Origin of the sequence: Nocardioides litoris, from assembly GCF_006346315.1 — a bacterium.
GTDB classification, from domain to species: domain Bacteria; phylum Actinomycetota; class Actinomycetes; order Propionibacteriales; family Nocardioidaceae; genus Nocardioides; species Nocardioides litoris.
The window spans coordinates 155,229-171,860 of record NZ_VDMR01000008.1; the positions used below are offsets into that span (position 1 = coordinate 155,229).

Here is a 16,632-nt window from a genome sequence, read left to right on the forward strand (position 1 = left end):
GTGACCCTCGTGACCCTCGTGACACCGCGCACCGCCTCGCGCGCGCCGCGCCCGGCGGCACCCGGCACGCCCTAGGGTGCGGCCATGAGCAACCGCACCTACCGCCTCACCGAGATCGTCGGCACCTCGCCCGACAGCGTCGAGCAGGCCATCAGCAACGGCGTCGAGCGGGCCGGCAAGACCCTGCGCCACCTCGACTGGTTCGAGGTCACCCAGATCCGCGGCCAGATCAAGGACGGCCAGGTCGAGCACTACCAGGTCGGGCTCAAGCTCGGGTTCCGCCTCGAGGACGACGAGTAGGTCTACCTCACGGTAATCACTAGCGTCGCGGAGCGTGAGCGAGAGCCCCCAGCAGCCCCAGCCCGAGACGCAGCCCCGTGTCGTCCTGGTCACCGGCGGCAACCGCGGCATCGGCCGCGCCATCGCCGAGGCGTTCCTCGCCCAGGGCGACAAGGTCGCGGTCACCACGCGCAGCGGCGGGGCGCCCGAGGGTGCGCTCGACGTGACGTGCGACGTCACCGACCCGGCGGCGGTCGACGCGGCCTTCGCGACGGTCGAGGCCGAGCTCGGCCCGGTCGAGGTGCTGGTGGCCAACGCCGGCATCACCGCCGACACGCTGGTGCTGCGCATGTCCGACGACGACTGGTCGCGCGTCATCGACACCAACCTCACCGGCAGCTTCCGGCTGGCCAAGCGTGCGGCCAAGGGCATGCTGCGGCTGCGGCGCGGCCGGATCATCTTCATCTCCTCCGTCGTCGGCCTCCTCGGCTCCCCGGGCCAGGTCAACTACGCCGCGTCCAAGGCCGGCCTGGTGGGCATGGCGCGCTCCCTGGCCCGCGAGCTCGGGTCGCGCTCGATCACGGCCAACGTGGTCGCCCCGGGGTACGTCGACACCGACATGACCGCGGTGCTGACCGACGACCAGAAGGCCGCGATCCGCACCCAGGTCCCGCTCGGCCGGTACGCCGACCCGGCCGAGGTCGCCTCGGCGGTGACCTGGCTCGCGGGCGACGGCGCCGGCTACGTCACCGGGGCCGTGATCCCGGTCGACGGCGGCCTCGGCATGGGCCACTGACCCCTCCTCGCAGCCGCAACCCCAGCACCGAACCCGACGGAAGGACCGACATGGGCATCCTCGACGGCAAGACGATCCTGGTGGCGGGCGTGACGATGGACTCCTCCATCGGCTTCGCGACCGCCCGGGTGGCGCAGGAGCAGGGCGCCACCGTGCTCATCTCCAACTTCGGCCGGGCGCTCGGCATCACCCGCCGCATCGCCAAGCGGCTGCCGACCGAGCCGCCGGTCCTCGAGCTCGACGTCACCGACCAGGCCCACCTCGACGGGCTGGCCGACCAGGTGCGCGAGCACCTCGGTCCCGACGCCCGACTCGACGGCGTCGTCCACTCCATCGCCTACGGCAACCCCGAGACGCTGCTCGGCGGCAAGTTCCTCACCGGCCCGTGGGACGACGTCGCGCAGGCCGTCCAGGTCTCGGCGTACTCGCTGAAGTCGCTGGCCATGGCCGCCCGCCCGCTGCTGGGCGAGGGGTCCTCGGTCGTCGGCCTCACCTTCGACGCCACCACGGCCTGGCCGGTCTACGACTGGATGGGCGTGGCCAAGGCTGCCCTCGAGTCGACCTCGCGCTACCTCGCCCGCGACCTCGGTCCCGACGGCATCCGGGTCAACCTGGTCTCCGCGGGTCCGCTGAAGACGTTGGCGGCCAAGGCGATCCCCGGCTTCGAGGACCTCGAGGCGCTGTGGGAGACCAAGTCGCCGCTCGGCTGGGACAACGCCGACCACGAGCCGACCGCCAAGGCCGTCGTCGCCCTGCTCTCGGACTTCTTCCCGGCCACGACCGGCGAGATCGTGCACGTCGACGGCGGCTTCCACGCGATGGGCGCCTGAGCGCCGCCCGCGCCACGCCACCCGGTCGACCCTCGGGGGCGACCGCGACCCCACTCGGTAGCGTGCGGGCGTGCCTTCCTCGCCGCCACCGACTGCCGCGCCGACGTCGCTGATCGAGCTCCGGGTCCTCGAGGGGCCCAACCTGTACTTCCCGCGGGCCGCGATCAAGGTGACCCTCGACATCAGCGGGCTGAGCGGCGCCTCGGAGGCCACGGCGGCTCGCTTCGCCGACCGGATCGGCCTGCGCAACGCGCGGCCGGGGGAGCCGGGCACGGGGTTCCGGCAGCGGTTCGCGCTGCGCGCCGTCGGACGTCTCCTGCGGGCTGTGGCGCACGAGTCGGGGACCATGCGGCTGGCCGTGCGGGTGCGGCCGACCGCCGACCGGCACACGATCGTCGTGGCCTTCCCGTGGCGGCACCGCACCCGCGCCCAGGAGCTGGGCCGGGCCATCGCCGACGTGCTGGACGCCGTCCCGGGCGCCGACATCGACGAGGCCGTCGGCCGGGCCGCGCGGCGGGTCGCCGCGGCGGAGGCAGGGCCCGGGCCGACGACGATCAAGCCGGACGTCCCGGTCGTCGCGGTGACCGGCACCAACGGCAAGACGACGACCTCGCGGATGGTCGCCCACATCGGCCGCTGCCACGGCCGGTTGGTCGGCTGGTCCAACACCGACGGCATCTACATCGACGGCGAGCTCGTCGAGGCCGGTGACTACTCGGGGCCGAGCGGGGCCGGCCGGGTGCTGGCGCACCCGCAGGTGCAGCTCGCGGTCACCGAGACCGCCCGCGGCGGCATCCTGCTCAAGGGCATCGGCCTGGTCCGCAACGACGTCTCGGTCGTCACCAACGTCACCGCCGACCACCTCGGCCTGCACGGCATCGACACCGTCGACCAGCTCGCCGAGGTCAAGTCGGTCGTCGCCCAGATCACCCGCCGCTCCGGCTGGTCGGTGCTCAACGCCGACGACCCGCGCGTCTACGCCATGCGCCACGTCATCCGGGCCCGGCCGTGGGTGTTCTCGCGCGACGTCGACTCGCCCGGCGTCCGCGAGGTCCTCTCCGACGGCGGCCGGGCCACCGTCGTCATCGACGGCTGGGTCGCGGTGCTGCGACCCAACGCCGACCCCGACCCGCTCGTCGAGCTGGTCGACGTGCCGATGACCCTGGCCGGGCTGTCGCGCTTCAACGTCGAGAACACCCTCGCCGCCACCTCGGCCGCGCTGGCCGTCGGCATCCCGCGGGCCACGGTCGTCGAGGGCCTGCGCAGCTTCCTGCCCGACGCCGAGCACAACCCGGGCCGGATGAACTTCTTCTCCATGCCCGGGGGGGTCTCGGTCGTGATGGACCTCGCCCACAACGAGGCCGGCCTGGAGGCGATGGTCGAGATCATGAACGGCGTCCGCGCGCCCGGGCAGCGGGTGCTGCTCGGCCTCGGGGTCGTCGGCGACCGCACCGACGAGCTCATCGAGAAGCTCGGCGAGATCGCCGCCCGCGACAGCGACGTCGTCGCCATCGGCCACAAGGAGCGCTACCTGCGCGGGCGCACGACCGAGGAGCTGGAGGCGCTGATGCGCGCCGGCGCCGAGCGGGTCGGGGTGACCGGCGTGCCGGCGTACCCCACCGAGGTCGCGGCGCTCTCCGCGCTCGTCGGCCAGGCCCTGCCCGGCGACGTCGTCGGGCTGATGTGCCACGCCGAGCGCCAGGAGTGCTACGACTGGATCGCCGCCCACGGCGGCACCGCCGACACCACCGCCACCCTCGCCGCGAAGGTCCGCGCAGCCGGCGGCTGACGGGGCACCGGGGCCCATGGACCCCGCAGACCGCACGCCCGTCCTGCTCGTCACCGGCGCCTCGAGCGGCATCGGCCTGGCCACCTGCCTGCTGGCCGCCAGCCGCGGCTGGCACGTGGTGCTCGCGGCCCGCGGACCGGCGTCCTTGCAGGTGGCGGCCACCGAGTGCGACGCCGCCGGGGCGGCGTCGACCCTGGTGGTGCCGACCGACGTGGGGGACGACGCGGCCGTCGAGGCGCTGGTCGCCGCCACGCTGGACCGGCACGGCCGGATCGACGCGGTGGTCAGCAGCGCCGGCGTGGTCGCCTACGGCCGCACCGAGGAGGTGCCGGTCGACGTCTTCGACGGCGTCCTGCGCACCAACCTGCACGGCTCGGTCAACCTGGCCCGGCACGTCGTGCCCGTCCTGCGCCGCCAGGACCACGGCACCCTGGTGCTGGTCGGCTCGGTGGTCGGGCACCTCACGGTGCCGTCGATGTCGCCGTACGTGCTGAGCAAGTGGGGCGTGCGCTGCCTCGTCGGGCAGCTGCGCGCTGAGAACCGCGACCGGCCCGGCGTCGGCATCGCGTACGCCGCGCCCGGCGGGGTCGACACCCCGATCTACCGGCAGGCCGCCAACTGGGCAGGGTTCGCGGGACGACCGCCCCCGCCGGTGAGCAGCGCGGAGCGGGCGGCGCGCCAGGTGCTCGACCGGGTCGCCCGGCCCCGGCGGCGGGCGCAGCTGACCTGGGCCAACGACGTCGTGCGCTTCGGTCACCAGTACCTGCCCCGGGTCTACGAGCGGATCATCGAGACGTCGTTCGCCATCGGCGCCACCGACCTGGCCCGCCCGGTGCCCCCGACCGACGGCAACGTGCTGCACCCGCGCGAGGAGGGCAACACCCTCGACGGCCGGCACGGCAGTGCCCTGCGTGACCTCGTGGCCAACGCCCGCGTCGTCGCGCGCACCGGCCGGCGCCCGCGTTCCTGAGCCGAGGCCACCCCACGTTCACCTGGGCGTCGACGGCCGGTCCGGCGCTGCTGGCACGGTCGCGGGGTGACCTCGGACCACGCCTCCCGACCTGACCGCCTCGACCGCCCCGACCGGCTCGACCGCCGCGGCCTGCTGCGAGCCTCCGCCCTGTCGGGCCTCGCGGTCGGCGCCGCCGCCCTGCACGCGCCCGCGCCGGCGTTCGCGAGCGCCCCGGCGTTCGTGCGGGCCGGCCGGCCGCTGCTCACCCACGGCGTGCAGTCCGGCGACGTCCGCGACGGCCGGGCCGTGCTGTGGAGCCGCGCCGACCGGCCCTCGCGCCTGGTGGCCGAGATCTCGCGCGACCCGTCGTTCCGCCGCTCCCGCACGGTGCGCGGGCCGGTCGTGACGCCGACGACCGACCTGACCGGTGAGATCGCGCTGACCGGGCTGCCGGACGGCACCGACCTGCACTACCGCATCACGGCCGTCGACCTCGACGACCGGCGCCGGACCAGCCGCCCGGTGACCGGTCGGCTCCGCACCGCGCCGGGCCGCCACGACGACGTCCGGTTCCTCTGGTCCGGCGACATCGCCGGGCAGGGCTGGGGCGTCAACCCCGACCTCGGCGGGTTCCGGATCGCCGACGCGATGCGCGCCCGGCACGCCGACTTCTTCCTCTGCAGCGGCGACAACGTGTACGCCGACGGGCCGGTCGTGGCCTCGGTGGCGCTGCCCGACGGCTCGACGTGGCGCAACGTCGTCACGCCCGAGAAGGCCAAGGTCGCCGAGACCCTGGAGGAGTTCCGCGGCCAGTACCGCTACAACCTGCTGGCCGACAACTGGCGGGCCTTCCTGGCCGAGACCTCCCAGGTGGTGCAGTGGGACGACCACGAGGTCACCAACAACTGGTACCCCGGTGAGCTGCTCGACGACGCCCGCTACACCGAGAAGCGCGTCGACGTGCTCGCCCAGCGGGCCCGGCGGGCCTTCCACGACTACCTGCCGGTCGCCGACATCTCGCCCGACGCCGAGGGCCGGGTCTACCGCGTCATCCACTACGGTCCCCACCTCGACCTGTTCGTGCTCGACATGCGCACCCACAAGGACGCCAACACCGCCGGCCGCGAGACCGCGCGCGACGGCGGCGTGCTCGGCACCCGGCAGACCCGCTGGCTGCTCGACGAGCTCGGCCGGTCGCGGGCGACCTGGAAGGTCATCGCGGCCGACCTCCCGCTGGGGCTCGTCGTGCCCGACGGGTCCTCGGCCCAGGAGGGCCTGGCCCAGGGCGACCCCGGCGCACCGCTCGGGCGCGAGCTCGACATCGCCGACGTGCTGACCGGGCTGCAGCGCCTCGGCATCCGCAACCACGTCTGGCTCACCGCCGACGTCCACTACACCGCCGCCCACCACTACTCGCCGGACCGGGCGGCGCACCAGGACTTCGACCCGTTCTGGGAGTTCGTCTCCGGGCCGCTCAACGCCGGTGCCTTCGGCCCCAACGCGCTCGACGGCACGTTCGGGCCGCGCGCCGACTTCGTGGCCGCGCCCCCGACGGCCAACACCTCGCCGGCCGACGGCTTCCAGTTCTTCGGCGAGGTGGAGGTCGACGCCGCCAGCCGCGAGCTCACGGTCACGCTGCGCGACGTCGACGGTGCCGCGATCTACCGCCGCACCCTCAGCCCGCACCGACGCTAGGTCGGCCGGTCGCCGGATCGGCGGTGGCGGGCTCCTCCTGGGCCCGCACCCGCTCCCACGGCCACGTCATCAACGCCCACACCGTCGCCAGGACGACGACCGACGCGACGACGTACCAGGGCCACGGGCCGAGCAGGTCGAGGGCCGAGCCCCCGGTCGGCTTGCGCTGCAGGTAGCCGTAGTTGGTGCCCGCGACCGCGTTGAAGCCGTACGCCGCCGCGGCCCACGCCAGGGTCACTGCGACGGTGGACCGGTAGTCCTCCCAGCGCGGCCGGACCCGGGCGCCCCAGACCAAGAACACCGCCGCCCAGACCACGACGAGGTGGATGAACCAGTAGGCGAAGAACCGCACGTCGGGGAACGCCTCGCCCAGCGAGGGCGTCAGGACCGACTGCGTGGTCAGCACCAGGCCCCAGAAGTAGGTCAGGGCCACGGCGTACCGGTGGTGGGTCCACAGCGCGACCGCGGCCGCCACCCAGGCCAGGTCGCTCAGGTTCACCGGCAGCGAGACCCCGAGCTCGAAGTGGAACGCGACGTCGTGGACCTGCGTCGGCACGTGCACCACCGGGATCGCGACGGCGAGGGCTCGGCTCCACCGCCGGTCGCCCCGCCGCCGCTCCGCCCGTCCGAGCAGCCAGGCGGTGGGCAGGCCGACCACGAAGACGGCCAGCACCACCAGGTGCGACGTGCCCCAGGGCTCCATGGCGCCACCCTGCCCCGCGGACCGGGCGCGACGCCTGAGCACCGGGACTCAGGTCCCCTCGGCTCCCTCAGGTGTCGCCGGGGTCCACCACGTGCCCGGGCAGGCCGACGTCGAGGTCGCCCTCGACGACCATCGCCACGAGCCCGCCGGTGGTCCGGGTGTCGTGGGGCTCGCCGGCCTCCCACACGGCGGCGCGACCGGGACCGATCTCGTGCCCGACGCCGTCGGCCCCGGAGACCACGGCATCGCCCTCGAGGACGACGAGCAGCTGCCCGCCGGCCGCGGGGTGCCGGCCGATCCGGCCCCGCGGGCCCAGGCGCACCATCACCAGGTGCGTCTCCGCCCCGACCGCGAACGCCCCGATCGAGAACCCACGGCTGCCGTGGGCCTCGACCGGGCGGTGCGGCACCGAGCCGAGGTCGAGGAGCCTCACTCCGCCGCTGGGGGAGCGGTCGTGGGGGCCACGAGGTCGGGGTCGGCGCCGGGCGCCTCGTCGGTGGCCCCCGACCCGGCCTGGGCGACCGAGGACCAGTTCTCCAGCTCGGTCATCACCGCGGCGTGCTTGTCGACGCAGATCACCACGAGGTCGCCCCGGTTGGCCCGGGACATCGCGTGGTGGACCGCCTCGATCTCGTCGTGCACCTCCTCGACCTGCTTGCACCGGGCCCCGTCGGCCATGGACGTGCGGACGCCCTCGGTGACCAGGGCGGCGACCTCGCCGGGCTGCCGCCCGCGGGGGTGGGCGTCCTCGCGGACGATGACCACGTCGAAGTGGCGGGCCGCGATCTCGCCCAGCTCGCGCATGTCCTGGTCGCGGCGGTCACCGGCGGTGGCGATCACCCCGATGCGGGAGGGCCGCGCCAGCTCGTGGGAGGACTCGAGCGAGTCGCCCACCCGGTCGACGAAGTCGCCGAGCATCTTCATCCCGGGCGCGTTGTGGCAGTAGTCGACGATGACGTTGACGCCGTTGACGTCGACCTCGTTGAGCCGGCCGGGCGCGAGGTAGTAGTTGGTGGAGAAGGTGCGCAGGCCCTGCCGGATGTCGTGCAGGGGAGCGCCCGCGGCGAAGGCGGCGGCCGCGGCGGCCAGCGCGTTCTGGACGTTCATCCGGGCCCGGCCGTTGAAGGTCGCGGGCAGCAGGTGGGTCCAGGCCAGCTGCATCTCGCGCGAGCCGTGCTTGACCACGATCATCTCGCCGCGCTCGCTGGGGTTGAGCACCAGCGCCTTGCCGCCGCGGCGGCAGTGCGCGTCGATCATGTCGCGCACCTCCGAGCCCGGCTCCTCCATGGAGAACCACACGACCTGGCCCGAGCAGCGGCGGCGCATCTCGCGCACCAGCGGGTCGTCGGCGTTGAGCACCGCGTGGCCGTCGCGCGGCACCGCCTCGACGAGGACGGCCTTGACGTCGGCGAGCTGCTCGACGGTGTCGATGCCGCGCAGGCCGAGGTGGTCGGGCTGCACGTTGAGCACGACCGCGACGTCGTTGCGTTCGTAGCCCAGGCCCTCGCGCAGGATGCCGCCGCGGGCGACCTCGAAGACGGCGAAGTCGACGCGGGGGTTCTGCAGCACCATCCGGGCCGACCGCGGCCCGGAGGCGTCGGCGCGGATCAGGAGCCGCTCGTCGATGACCACGCCGTCGGTCGAGGTCATGCCGACCTTGCGGCCCATGCCCTTGAAGACGTGGCTGATCATCCGCGAGGTGGTCGTCTTGCCGTTGGTGCCGGTCACGGCCACGATCGGGATGCGCGAGGTCGCCCCCGGCGGGAAGAGCATGTCGACGACCGGCTTGGCGATGAACTGCGGCTCGCCGATCGTCGGGTGGGTGTGCATCCGGAAGCCCGGGGCGGCGTTGACCTCGCAGATCGCGCCGCCGGTCTCGCGCACGGGCTGGGTGATGTCGGGGCAGATGAAGTCGATGCCGGCGATGTCGAGACCGACCATCTGGGCGGCCTCCTCGGCGATGTCGATGTTCTCCGGGTGGGCCTCGAAGGTGCGGTCGATCGAGATGCCACCGGTCGACATGTTGCCGGTCAGGGCCAGCTTGACCTGCGTGCCCTCGGGGGGCACGTCGGTCATGGCGAAGCCCTGCTCCTCCACCAGCCGTACGGCGGCGTCGTCGACCTTGATGCGGGTGAGCACCTTCTCGTGGCCGACGCCGCGGCGCGGGTCGGCGTTGGCGGTGTCGACGAGCTGCTCGACGGTGGAGATGCCGTCGCCGGTGACCGAGGCGGGCACCCGCTCGGCGATGGCAGCGACCCGGCCGTCGATGATCAGGCAGCGGTAGTCCTTGCCGACGATCTGCTGCTCGACCAGCACGACGCCGCGACGCGACTCGGCCCGGGCCGCCTCGAACGCGACCCGCACGTCCTCCTCGGACTCGTTGTCGAGGATCACCCCGCGGCCGTGGTTGCCGTCGAGGGGCTTGAGCACCACGGGGTAGCCGATGCGCTCGGCGGCCCGCACGGCCGCCTCGACGGTGCGCATCATCTCCTGCTTGGGCACCGGCAGGCCGGCCGCGCTCAGCAGCGAGGTGGTGAGGTCCTTGTCGGAGGCGATGTCGACGGCGATGGCGCTGGTGTTGCTGGTCATCGTGGCGCGGATGCGCTTGGCGTGGACGCCCTGGCCGAGCTGGACCAGGGAGTACTGGTTGAGCCGGATCCACGGGATGTCGCGCGAGACGGCCTCGTCGAGGATGGCCTGGGTCGACGGCCCGAACGCCGAGCGCTGGGCCCGCTTGATGAACGCCTCGAGCTCGGCCTCCCAGTCGAACTCGGGGTCGGCCTCGACGAGGTGGTTGACCAGGCGGACCGCGAGCCGGCCCGCGGCCAGACCGACGTTCTCGTCGGCGTACCCGAAGATGACGTTGTAGACGCCCTTGCGGCCCTTGACGCCGCGGGTCTTGCCGCGCCGGATGTCGTGGCCGACGACCTGCTGCAGCGCGAGGGCGCAGTGCTCGGCGACGTGTCCGAGCCAGGTGCCCTCGTGCAGCCGCTCGGCGAACCCGCCGCGCTTGCCGCGCGAGCAGGAGTGCTCGCGCAGGCCGGGCAGCATCTCCAGCAGCGTGTCGGTGAACCCGGGGATCGTGTTGGTCGGGAACTCCTCGAGCCGGCCGAGGTCGACGACCAGGTGGATGGCCTTCTCGTAGGACCACACGTTGGCGCCGCGGTAGACGCGGGTCTCGATGATCGTGAGGTCGGGCGTGGGGCGCTCGCTCATGGGGTGGGGTCCTTCCTGCCGCGGGTGCGGGCTAGTCGGCGGCGCAGCGAGCCGGGGTCGGCATCGGCCGCGGCGATGTCACGGGCCAGCTGGCGCAGGTCTCGTCCGGCCTCGGCGAGGTCGGCGGCCGTCTCGGCCGCGACCACGGGGTCGACCTCCGGGGCGTGGGTGACCAGGGTCCGGGCGGTGAGGTCGAAGGCCGAGCCGGCCGGCAGCACGTGCAGCACCACGCCGCTGGCCAGGATGGCCGAGGACCGCTTGGCCTCGTAGGCGTTGGTGGTGATGCGGGCCGGGTCCATGACGGTGACCGCGCCCCGGCCGATGACCCGGGCCACCTCGTGGCCGCGCTCGTCGCGCTCGACCACCGCCGCGGTGTCCTCGTCGACGCCGATGCCGAGCAGCTGGGGCGACTGGGCGACGATCATCAGCAGCCGGCCGTAGCGGTTGCGCTGGTCGAAGTGCTGGTCGACCACGCTCGAGCCGAGCAGCCCCAGCCCGGCCGCGACCTGGGTCATCCGCTGCTTGGGCGTCGAGCCGGGGCCGCCGAAGGCGACCATGTGGCTGGACTGGATGCTGGCCCCGGCCGAGGTGCCGCCGACCACCACACCGCGGTCTCGGGCGGCGACGACCTCGTCGCCGAGCGGTGTGCCGCACACGAGGGCGGAGAGCTTGAGCTGGTTGCCGCCGGTCATGAAGATGCCGGTGGCGCCGCGCAGCCGCTCGACCAGCGCCGGGTCGTGCGCGTCGTCGCGGCTCTCCGGACGCACGGCCACGACGTCGGCGGCGCCCTCGCGACGGAAGAGGGCGTCGTACACCTCGACGACCTCGGGGCCCAGCGAGGAGGCGGTCGGGACGACGGCGATGCGGGCCTCGGGCCCGCCGGCCGCGGCGACGAACTCCTTGAGGATCGTCCGCTTGCGCAGCTTGTCCTCCGCGCCGCCGATGATCATGAGGGGACCGGGAGGCATGCGGACACCCTAGTGAGGCGCCGCACCCGCCGCCGGGCACCCTTCCGGGGGCGCCGCGAGGTCTACGCTTCGGCCCATGACGGCAGGGCAGGCGGGCGCGCGGACGCTGGTCGTGATGCGGCACGCCAAGGCGGAGCCCGACGGGCCGAGCGACTTCGAGCGGGCCCTGGCCCAGCGGGGCCACGGCGACGCGGTGGCGGCCGGGGCCTGGCTGGCCGAGAGCGGTGTCGAGCCGGAGCACGCGCTCGTCTCCGCCGCCCTGCGCACCCGCCAGACCTGGGAGCACGTGTGCCGGGGGGCGGGCTGGTCCCTCGAGCCCGAGCTCGACCGCGGCCTGTACGCCGCGGGCGTGGACACCGCGATCGACCTGCTGCGCCTGCTCGACGACGACGTGACCACCGCGGTCGTGGTGGGCCACAACCCGACGATGCACTCCCTCGCCACCACCCTCGACGACGCCGGCGGCGACACCCGCGCCAGCACCGAGACCGCCATCGGCGGCTTCCCGACGAGCGCGACCGTGGTGCTGGCCGTCCCCGGCTCCTGGAGCGACCTCGGCCCGGGCGGGGCCAGCGTGGTCGCCTACCACGTCGGGCGCGGCTGACCCCGGCGAGACCTGTCGGCGACGTCTCCTAGAGTCCGACCCGTGGGGTCAGGCGGGTCGCTCGGTCGGCGGTCGGAGCTCGCGGGACGCGAGGTCCGACGCTTCCGGCCGTCCTGGCGCTGGTTGCGCGGGGTGGCCCGGTCGGCCGCCGTGTCGGCGCTGGCGCTGACCCTCACGTTCTGGCTGGTGCCGGGCGAGCAGGTGCCCGGCGGCGACGTGCTGTCGGTCGTCAGCCTGGCCCTCGTCGTGCTCGGCCTCGGTGCCCTCCTCCGCCCGCTGCTGGTGCGGTTCGTCGTGGTCACGGGCGTCTGGGGGCTGCTGGTCACCGGGTTCCTGGCCCAGTCGTTGGTGCTGGGCCTGGCCCTGGCCGCGGTGCCCTCGATCCAGCCCATCGACTTCCCCGAGATCGTGCTCGCCGCCTGGCTGGTCGCGGTCCTCGCCGCGGTCATCAACTGGGTCGTCGACGCCTCGGGCGAGGAGGTCCACCTGGCCCAGGTGATGGGCCGCACGGTCAGCACCGCCCGCCGCACCGACGTCACCGGTCCCGGCCTGCTCGTGGTGCAGCTCGACGGCGTCAGCGAGCCGCTGCTGCGCCAGGCCGCGGCCGCCGGGTCCGTGCCGTTCCTGACCAGCCTGCTGCGCTCGGGCAGCCACCGCCTGCGTGAGTGGCACACCGGCCTGCCCTCGACCACCCCGGCCGGCCAGGCCGTGCTGCTGCACGGCGACGAGCGAGCAGTCCCGGCGTTCCGCTGGTACGACAAGGAGCAGGGCAAGGTCGTCCAGTGCAGCCGCCCGGTCGACGCCGGCGACGTCGAGCGCGGCTTCACCACCGGCCGCGGGCTGCTGGCCGACGACGGCGCCAGCGTGGCCAACCTCTTCTCCGGCGACGCGCCGTTCCGGGCCCTGACCATGAGCCACGCGCGGCTGCCCGGTTCCGAGCCCGGCGCCGCGGCGTACGCCGCCTCGCGCAGCGGCTTCGTGCGCTCGATGGTGCTCTTCGTCGGCCAGGTGGCCACCGAGTGGTACCAGGGGCGCCGCCAGCGCTACCGCGACGTCGTGCCGCGGGTGCGCCGCGGCCGCACCTTCGTGCTGCTGCGCGGGCTGACCACCGTGCTGCTCAAGGACCTCAGCGTCGCCATCGTCGCCGACCGGATGGCGCGCGGCACGCCGGTGGTCTTCGTCGACTTCCTCGACTACGACGAGGTCGCGCACCACGCGGGCCCGACCCGCCCCGAGTCGGTGCGCACGCTGGAGAGCCTCGACCGGGTGCTGCGGTTCTTCGCCGAGGTCTCGCAGGAGGTCGGCCGCGACTACGAGCTGGTCGTGCTCTCCGACCACGGCCAGACCCAGGGGAGCACCTACCTCCAGCTCGCCGGTCGCACCCTGGCCGACGACGTCGACGCGATCGTCGACGGCGACGTCGACGGCCCCGGCGGCTCGCCCGAGGTGCTCGGACCGGCCAACATGCTCCGCACCCACGGCGGCCGCCCGGCCGAGCTGGTCCGGCGGCCGCTGCACCGGGTCGTCGGTGCGTCCGAGGCTGCCACCGACCCCGCCAAGCCGCGCTGCGACGTCCAGGTCGTCGCCGGGGGCAGCATCGCCCACCTCTACCTCCCCGACCACCCCGGTCGCCTGGTCCGCGAGCAGGTCGAGGCCGCCGCCCCCGGGCTCGTCGAGGGCCTCCGGCTCCTGCCGTACGTCGGCCTGGTGGCCACCCGGCGCGCCGACGGGTGCCTGGTGGTCGAGGGCGGGTCGGGTCGGGTCGTTCTCGAGCGGCGCACGGGCGGGCCGGTGGTCGTGGAGGCGTCCGGCGAGGATCCGACGGCCGTCTACGGCCCGACCGCCGTGGCCGACCTGCTCGACCTCGACCGGCGCGACCACGTGGGCGACGTCGTGGCACTGGGGCGCTACGACCCCGGCCTGCACGAGGTGGCCGCCTTCGAGGAGCTCGTGGGGTCCCACGGCGGGCTCGGGGGCGACCAGACGCGCGCGCTCTTCGTGCACCCGGCCGACTGGGCGGTGCCCGACCGGCCGCTGGCGGGCATCGACGTGCACCGCCTGCTGGTCGACCGGCTGCTCCAGCAGGGCCTGCGCCGGCCCGAGACCGACGCCCCTTCCCCCGAGCCGTCGCCGGCGGGGGTCGGGTCGTGACGGGCGGTGCGGCACCCGCGGTCACCTGGTGGGGCCACTCGTCGATGACCCTCGAGCTGGGCACGGCACGCGTGGTCACCGACCCGCTGCTCACCGCCCGGCTCTTCCACCTGCGCCGGGCCCTGCCCGAGCCGGCCGACCGGGCGACCGAGGCCGACCTCCTGCTCGTCTCCCACCTGCACCACGACCACCTGCACGTGCCGTCGCTGCGCCGGTTCGACGCCGCCGTGCCGCTGGTGGTGCCCCGTGGGGCGCCGGCGCGGGTGCGCGGGCTGGTCGGCCGCGAGGTCGTGGAGGTCGAGCCCGGCGAGACCGTCGAGCTGGCCGGCGTACGGGTGGAGGTGCTGGCCGCCACCCACGACGGATCCCGCGACAAGCTGCGTGGCCGCGACGGCGCGCCCCCCGCGCTCGGCTTCCGCATCGACGACGGCACCACCTCGGTCTGGTACCCCGGCGACACCGGTGTGCGGGCCGACTTCGCCGACGTCGCGCCCGTCGACCTGGCCGCCGTGCCCATCGGTGGCTGGGGCCCGACGCTGGGGGAGGAGCACCTCGACCCCGAGCAGGCCGCCGACGCCGTGCGGGCCGTCGGAGCCAGGTGGGCCCTGGCCGTGCACTACGGCACCTACTGGCCGATGGGCCTGCGGCGGCTCCACCCCGCCAACCACCGGCGGCTCTTCGTCACGCCGCCGCAGCGCTTCCACCGCGCCCTGGCCGAGCGGTGCCCGCGGGCCACGGCGCTGACGCCGGCGGCGGGGGAGCGCCTGGTGCTGGGCGGTCCTGGCGGTCCTGGCGGTCCTGGCGGCCCTGGCGGTCCTGGCGGCCTCGCGGGCGACGCGTGAACGCCGACCTCGGGCTCGCCGGGCTCGCGGCCCTGTTCGGCGTCGTCGCCTTCGGGGCCGTCGTGCCCGTCGTGCCGACCGGGGCGGCCGTGAGCGCCGCGGCCGTGCTGGCTCGCGCGGAGCAGCCGTGGGAGCTGGTGCTGGTCGTCCTCGTCGGCGGTGCCGGGGCGTGGGTCGGTGACGTCATCACCTACGCCGTGCTGCGGCTCGCCGGACGTCCGCTGGCCCAGCGGATCGGCTGGCTCGGCGCCGACGACCCCGACGGCGCCCTGCAGCACCTGCGGGCCCGGCTCGAGGCCGACGAGGTGCGCTCCTTGCTGCTCTCGCGGCTGGTGCCGGGCGGGCGGGTGCCGGTGCTGCTGGCCGCGGCGCTCGGCGGCTACCCGGTGGCCCGGTTCGCCTCGGCCGACGTCGCGGCGGCGCTGCTGTGGGCGGGCGTCTACGCGACGGTCGGCATCGTCGGCGACGCGCTGATCCCCGACCCCATGGTCGCCCTCGTCGTGGTGGTGGTCGCGGCCGTGGTCCTCGGGCTGGTCGTGCCGCGGCTGGGGCGGCTGGTGCGGGTCAGGCGCGCGCGACCGGAGGGGACGGGGTGACGATGCCCGCCTCGGCGTCGGCGGCCTCGATCTCCTCGCGGGAGATCCCGAGCAGGTAGAGCACCGTGTCGAGGTAGGGCACGTTGACCGCCGTGTCGGCGGCTTGCTGCACGACCGGGCGGGCGTTGTAGGCCACCCCGAGGCCGGCGGCGCCCAGCATGTCGAGGTCGTTGGCGCCGTCGCCGATGGCCACGGTGGCCTCGAGGGGCACGCCCGCGGCGGCGGCGAACTCGCGCAGGGCGGTCGCCTTGCCGGCCCGGTCGACCACCGCGCCGACGATCTCGCCCGTGATCCGCCCGTCGACGACCTCGAGCTCGTTGGCCCGGGCGAAGTCGATGCCGAGGTCGGCCGCCAGCCGGTCGGTGACCTGGGTGAACCCGCCACTGACGATGGCGAACCGGTAGCCGAGCCGCCGGAGGGTCCGGACCATCGTGCGGGCACCCGGCGTGACCACGATGTCGTCGTACACCGCGTCGAGGGCGGAGGCGTCGAGACCCGCGAGCAGCCGCACGCGCCGCCGCAGCGACTCCTCGAAGTCGATCTCGCCCCGCATCGCCTCCTCGGTGACGCGGGCGACCTCCTCCTCGTGCCCGGCGTGGGCGGCGAGCATCTCGATGACCTCGCCCTGGATGAGCGTGCTGTCGACGTCCATCACGATCAGCCGGCTCCCGCGGCGCAGCAGGGTCGCCGGCTGCACGGCGACGTCGACGCCCTGGGCGGCCGCCTCGCCGGCCAGCAGCGCGCGGAGCAGGTCGGGGTCGGCGCCGGAGACGTGCAGGTCGATGGCGGTGACGGGGTAGCGCGCCATCCGCTCGATGCGGTCGATGTTGCCGCCGGTGTCGGCGATGCGGCCGGCGATCGCGGCCATCTGGGTCGCCTTGAGCGGGCTGCCGATCACGGACACGTGCACGCGGCCGGCGGCGCGGGACCGGTTGTCACCGGTGCCCCGTTCGAGCTCGACCGTCATCCCCAGCTCGGCCGCGGTGCGCTCGACCGCGGCGGCGACCTTCTTCAGGTCGCGAGGGGCGGTGACCAGCACGCCCAGGATCAGGCGGCGCCGCAGGATGATCTGCTCGACGTCGAGCACCTCGACCCCGACCTGGCTCAGGGCTGCGAAGACCGACGACGTGACGCCGGGACGGTCGTGGCCGGTGAGGGTCACCAGCAGGGTGTCGGGAGGCGCCGGCGTGCTCATCGGGCCCGAGGCTATC

The 16,632-nt window shown here is 74.6% G+C and carries 15 protein-coding genes; 10 read left to right on the forward strand and 5 right to left on the reverse strand.

Annotated elements, in window-relative coordinates; translation table 11 throughout:
- Positions 1–84: 84 nt before the first annotated feature.
- The 6 genes from FJQ57_RS18635 (at position 85) to FJQ57_RS18660 (ending at position 6,341) form a co-directional block, all read left to right on the forward strand.
- On the forward strand, positions 85–300 hold the full coding sequence (locus FJQ57_RS18635; RefSeq protein WP_139983245.1) for a dodecin: 216 nt from the start codon (positions 85–87) through the stop codon (positions 298–300).
- Between the two features lie 34 nt (positions 301–334).
- On the forward strand, positions 335–1,075 hold the full coding sequence (locus FJQ57_RS18640; RefSeq protein ID WP_139983247.1) for a beta-ketoacyl-ACP reductase: 741 nt from the start codon (positions 335–337) through the stop codon (positions 1,073–1,075).
- A 50-nt stretch (positions 1,076–1,125) separates the two neighbouring features.
- Positions 1,126–1,905: an enoyl-ACP reductase FabI gene (gene fabI / locus FJQ57_RS18645; RefSeq protein ID WP_139983249.1), complete on the forward strand. Its 780-nt coding sequence runs from the start codon at positions 1,126–1,128 to the stop codon at positions 1,903–1,905.
- 70 nt (positions 1,906–1,975) lie between these two features.
- Positions 1,976–3,694: a Mur ligase family protein gene (locus FJQ57_RS18650; protein WP_139983251.1), complete on the forward strand. Its 1,719-nt coding sequence runs from the start codon at positions 1,976–1,978 to the stop codon at positions 3,692–3,694.
- A 16-nt stretch (positions 3,695–3,710) separates the two neighbouring features.
- Positions 3,711–4,664, forward strand: a complete 954-nt coding sequence (locus tag FJQ57_RS18655; RefSeq protein WP_139983253.1) for an SDR family NAD(P)-dependent oxidoreductase — start codon at positions 3,711–3,713, stop codon at positions 4,662–4,664.
- Positions 4,665–4,730: 66 nt separating this feature from the next.
- The gene (locus FJQ57_RS18660) at positions 4,731–6,341 is read left to right on the forward strand and encodes an alkaline phosphatase D family protein (protein ID WP_170219500.1); all 1,611 of its coding nucleotides are present in this window, start codon (positions 4,731–4,733) and stop codon (positions 6,339–6,341) included.
- On the opposite strand, the gene FJQ57_RS18665 is transcribed toward FJQ57_RS18660, so the two are convergent.
- From FJQ57_RS18665 to FJQ57_RS18680, 4 genes are all read right to left on the reverse strand, one after another.
- Complete coding sequence (locus FJQ57_RS18665; RefSeq protein WP_139983255.1) at positions 6,322–7,044, reverse strand: YwaF family protein; 723 nt, start codon at positions 7,042–7,044, stop codon at positions 6,322–6,324. The genes FJQ57_RS18660 and FJQ57_RS18665 overlap by 20 nt on opposite strands.
- 67 nt (positions 7,045–7,111) lie before the next feature.
- Complete coding sequence (locus tag FJQ57_RS18670; protein ID WP_139983257.1) at positions 7,112–7,477, reverse strand: cupin domain-containing protein; 366 nt, start codon at positions 7,475–7,477, stop codon at positions 7,112–7,114.
- Entirely contained in the window at positions 7,474–10,260 is a 2,787-nt protein-coding gene (cphA, locus tag FJQ57_RS18675; RefSeq protein WP_139983259.1) for a cyanophycin synthetase, read from the reverse strand. Before cphA ends, FJQ57_RS18670 begins: the two co-directional genes overlap by 4 nt.
- Positions 10,257–11,228 (reverse strand): cyanophycinase, encoded by a 972-nt coding sequence (locus FJQ57_RS18680; protein WP_139983261.1) that lies wholly within the window; start codon positions 11,226–11,228, stop codon positions 10,257–10,259. The genes cphA and FJQ57_RS18680 overlap by 4 nt, the downstream gene beginning before the upstream one ends.
- A 76-nt stretch (positions 11,229–11,304) precedes the next feature.
- Here FJQ57_RS18680 and FJQ57_RS18685 point away from each other — a divergent pair, with 76 nt between their 5' ends.
- The 4 genes from FJQ57_RS18685 to FJQ57_RS18700 are packed head-to-tail and all read left to right on the forward strand — an operon-like array spanning position 11,305 to position 15,421.
- Positions 11,305–11,832, forward strand: a complete 528-nt coding sequence (locus FJQ57_RS18685) for a SixA phosphatase family protein (protein WP_139983263.1) — start codon at positions 11,305–11,307, stop codon at positions 11,830–11,832.
- Positions 11,833–11,874: 42 nt separating this feature from the next.
- Complete coding sequence (locus FJQ57_RS18690; RefSeq protein WP_139983265.1) at positions 11,875–13,983, forward strand: alkaline phosphatase family protein; 2,109 nt, start codon at positions 11,875–11,877, stop codon at positions 13,981–13,983.
- Complete coding sequence (locus tag FJQ57_RS18695) at positions 13,980–14,825, forward strand: MBL fold metallo-hydrolase (RefSeq protein WP_139983267.1); 846 nt, start codon at positions 13,980–13,982, stop codon at positions 14,823–14,825. Before FJQ57_RS18690 ends, FJQ57_RS18695 begins: the two co-directional genes overlap by 4 nt.
- Positions 14,822–15,421: a DedA family protein gene (locus FJQ57_RS18700; RefSeq protein WP_139983269.1), complete on the forward strand. Its 600-nt coding sequence runs from the start codon at positions 14,822–14,824 to the stop codon at positions 15,419–15,421. The genes FJQ57_RS18695 and FJQ57_RS18700 overlap by 4 nt, the downstream gene beginning before the upstream one ends.
- On the opposite strand, the gene serB is transcribed toward FJQ57_RS18700, so the two are convergent.
- Complete coding sequence (gene serB / locus FJQ57_RS18705; RefSeq protein ID WP_139983271.1) at positions 15,390–16,616, reverse strand: phosphoserine phosphatase SerB; 1,227 nt, start codon at positions 16,614–16,616, stop codon at positions 15,390–15,392. The genes FJQ57_RS18700 and serB overlap by 32 nt on opposite strands.
- Positions 16,617–16,632 lie beyond the last annotated feature (16 nt).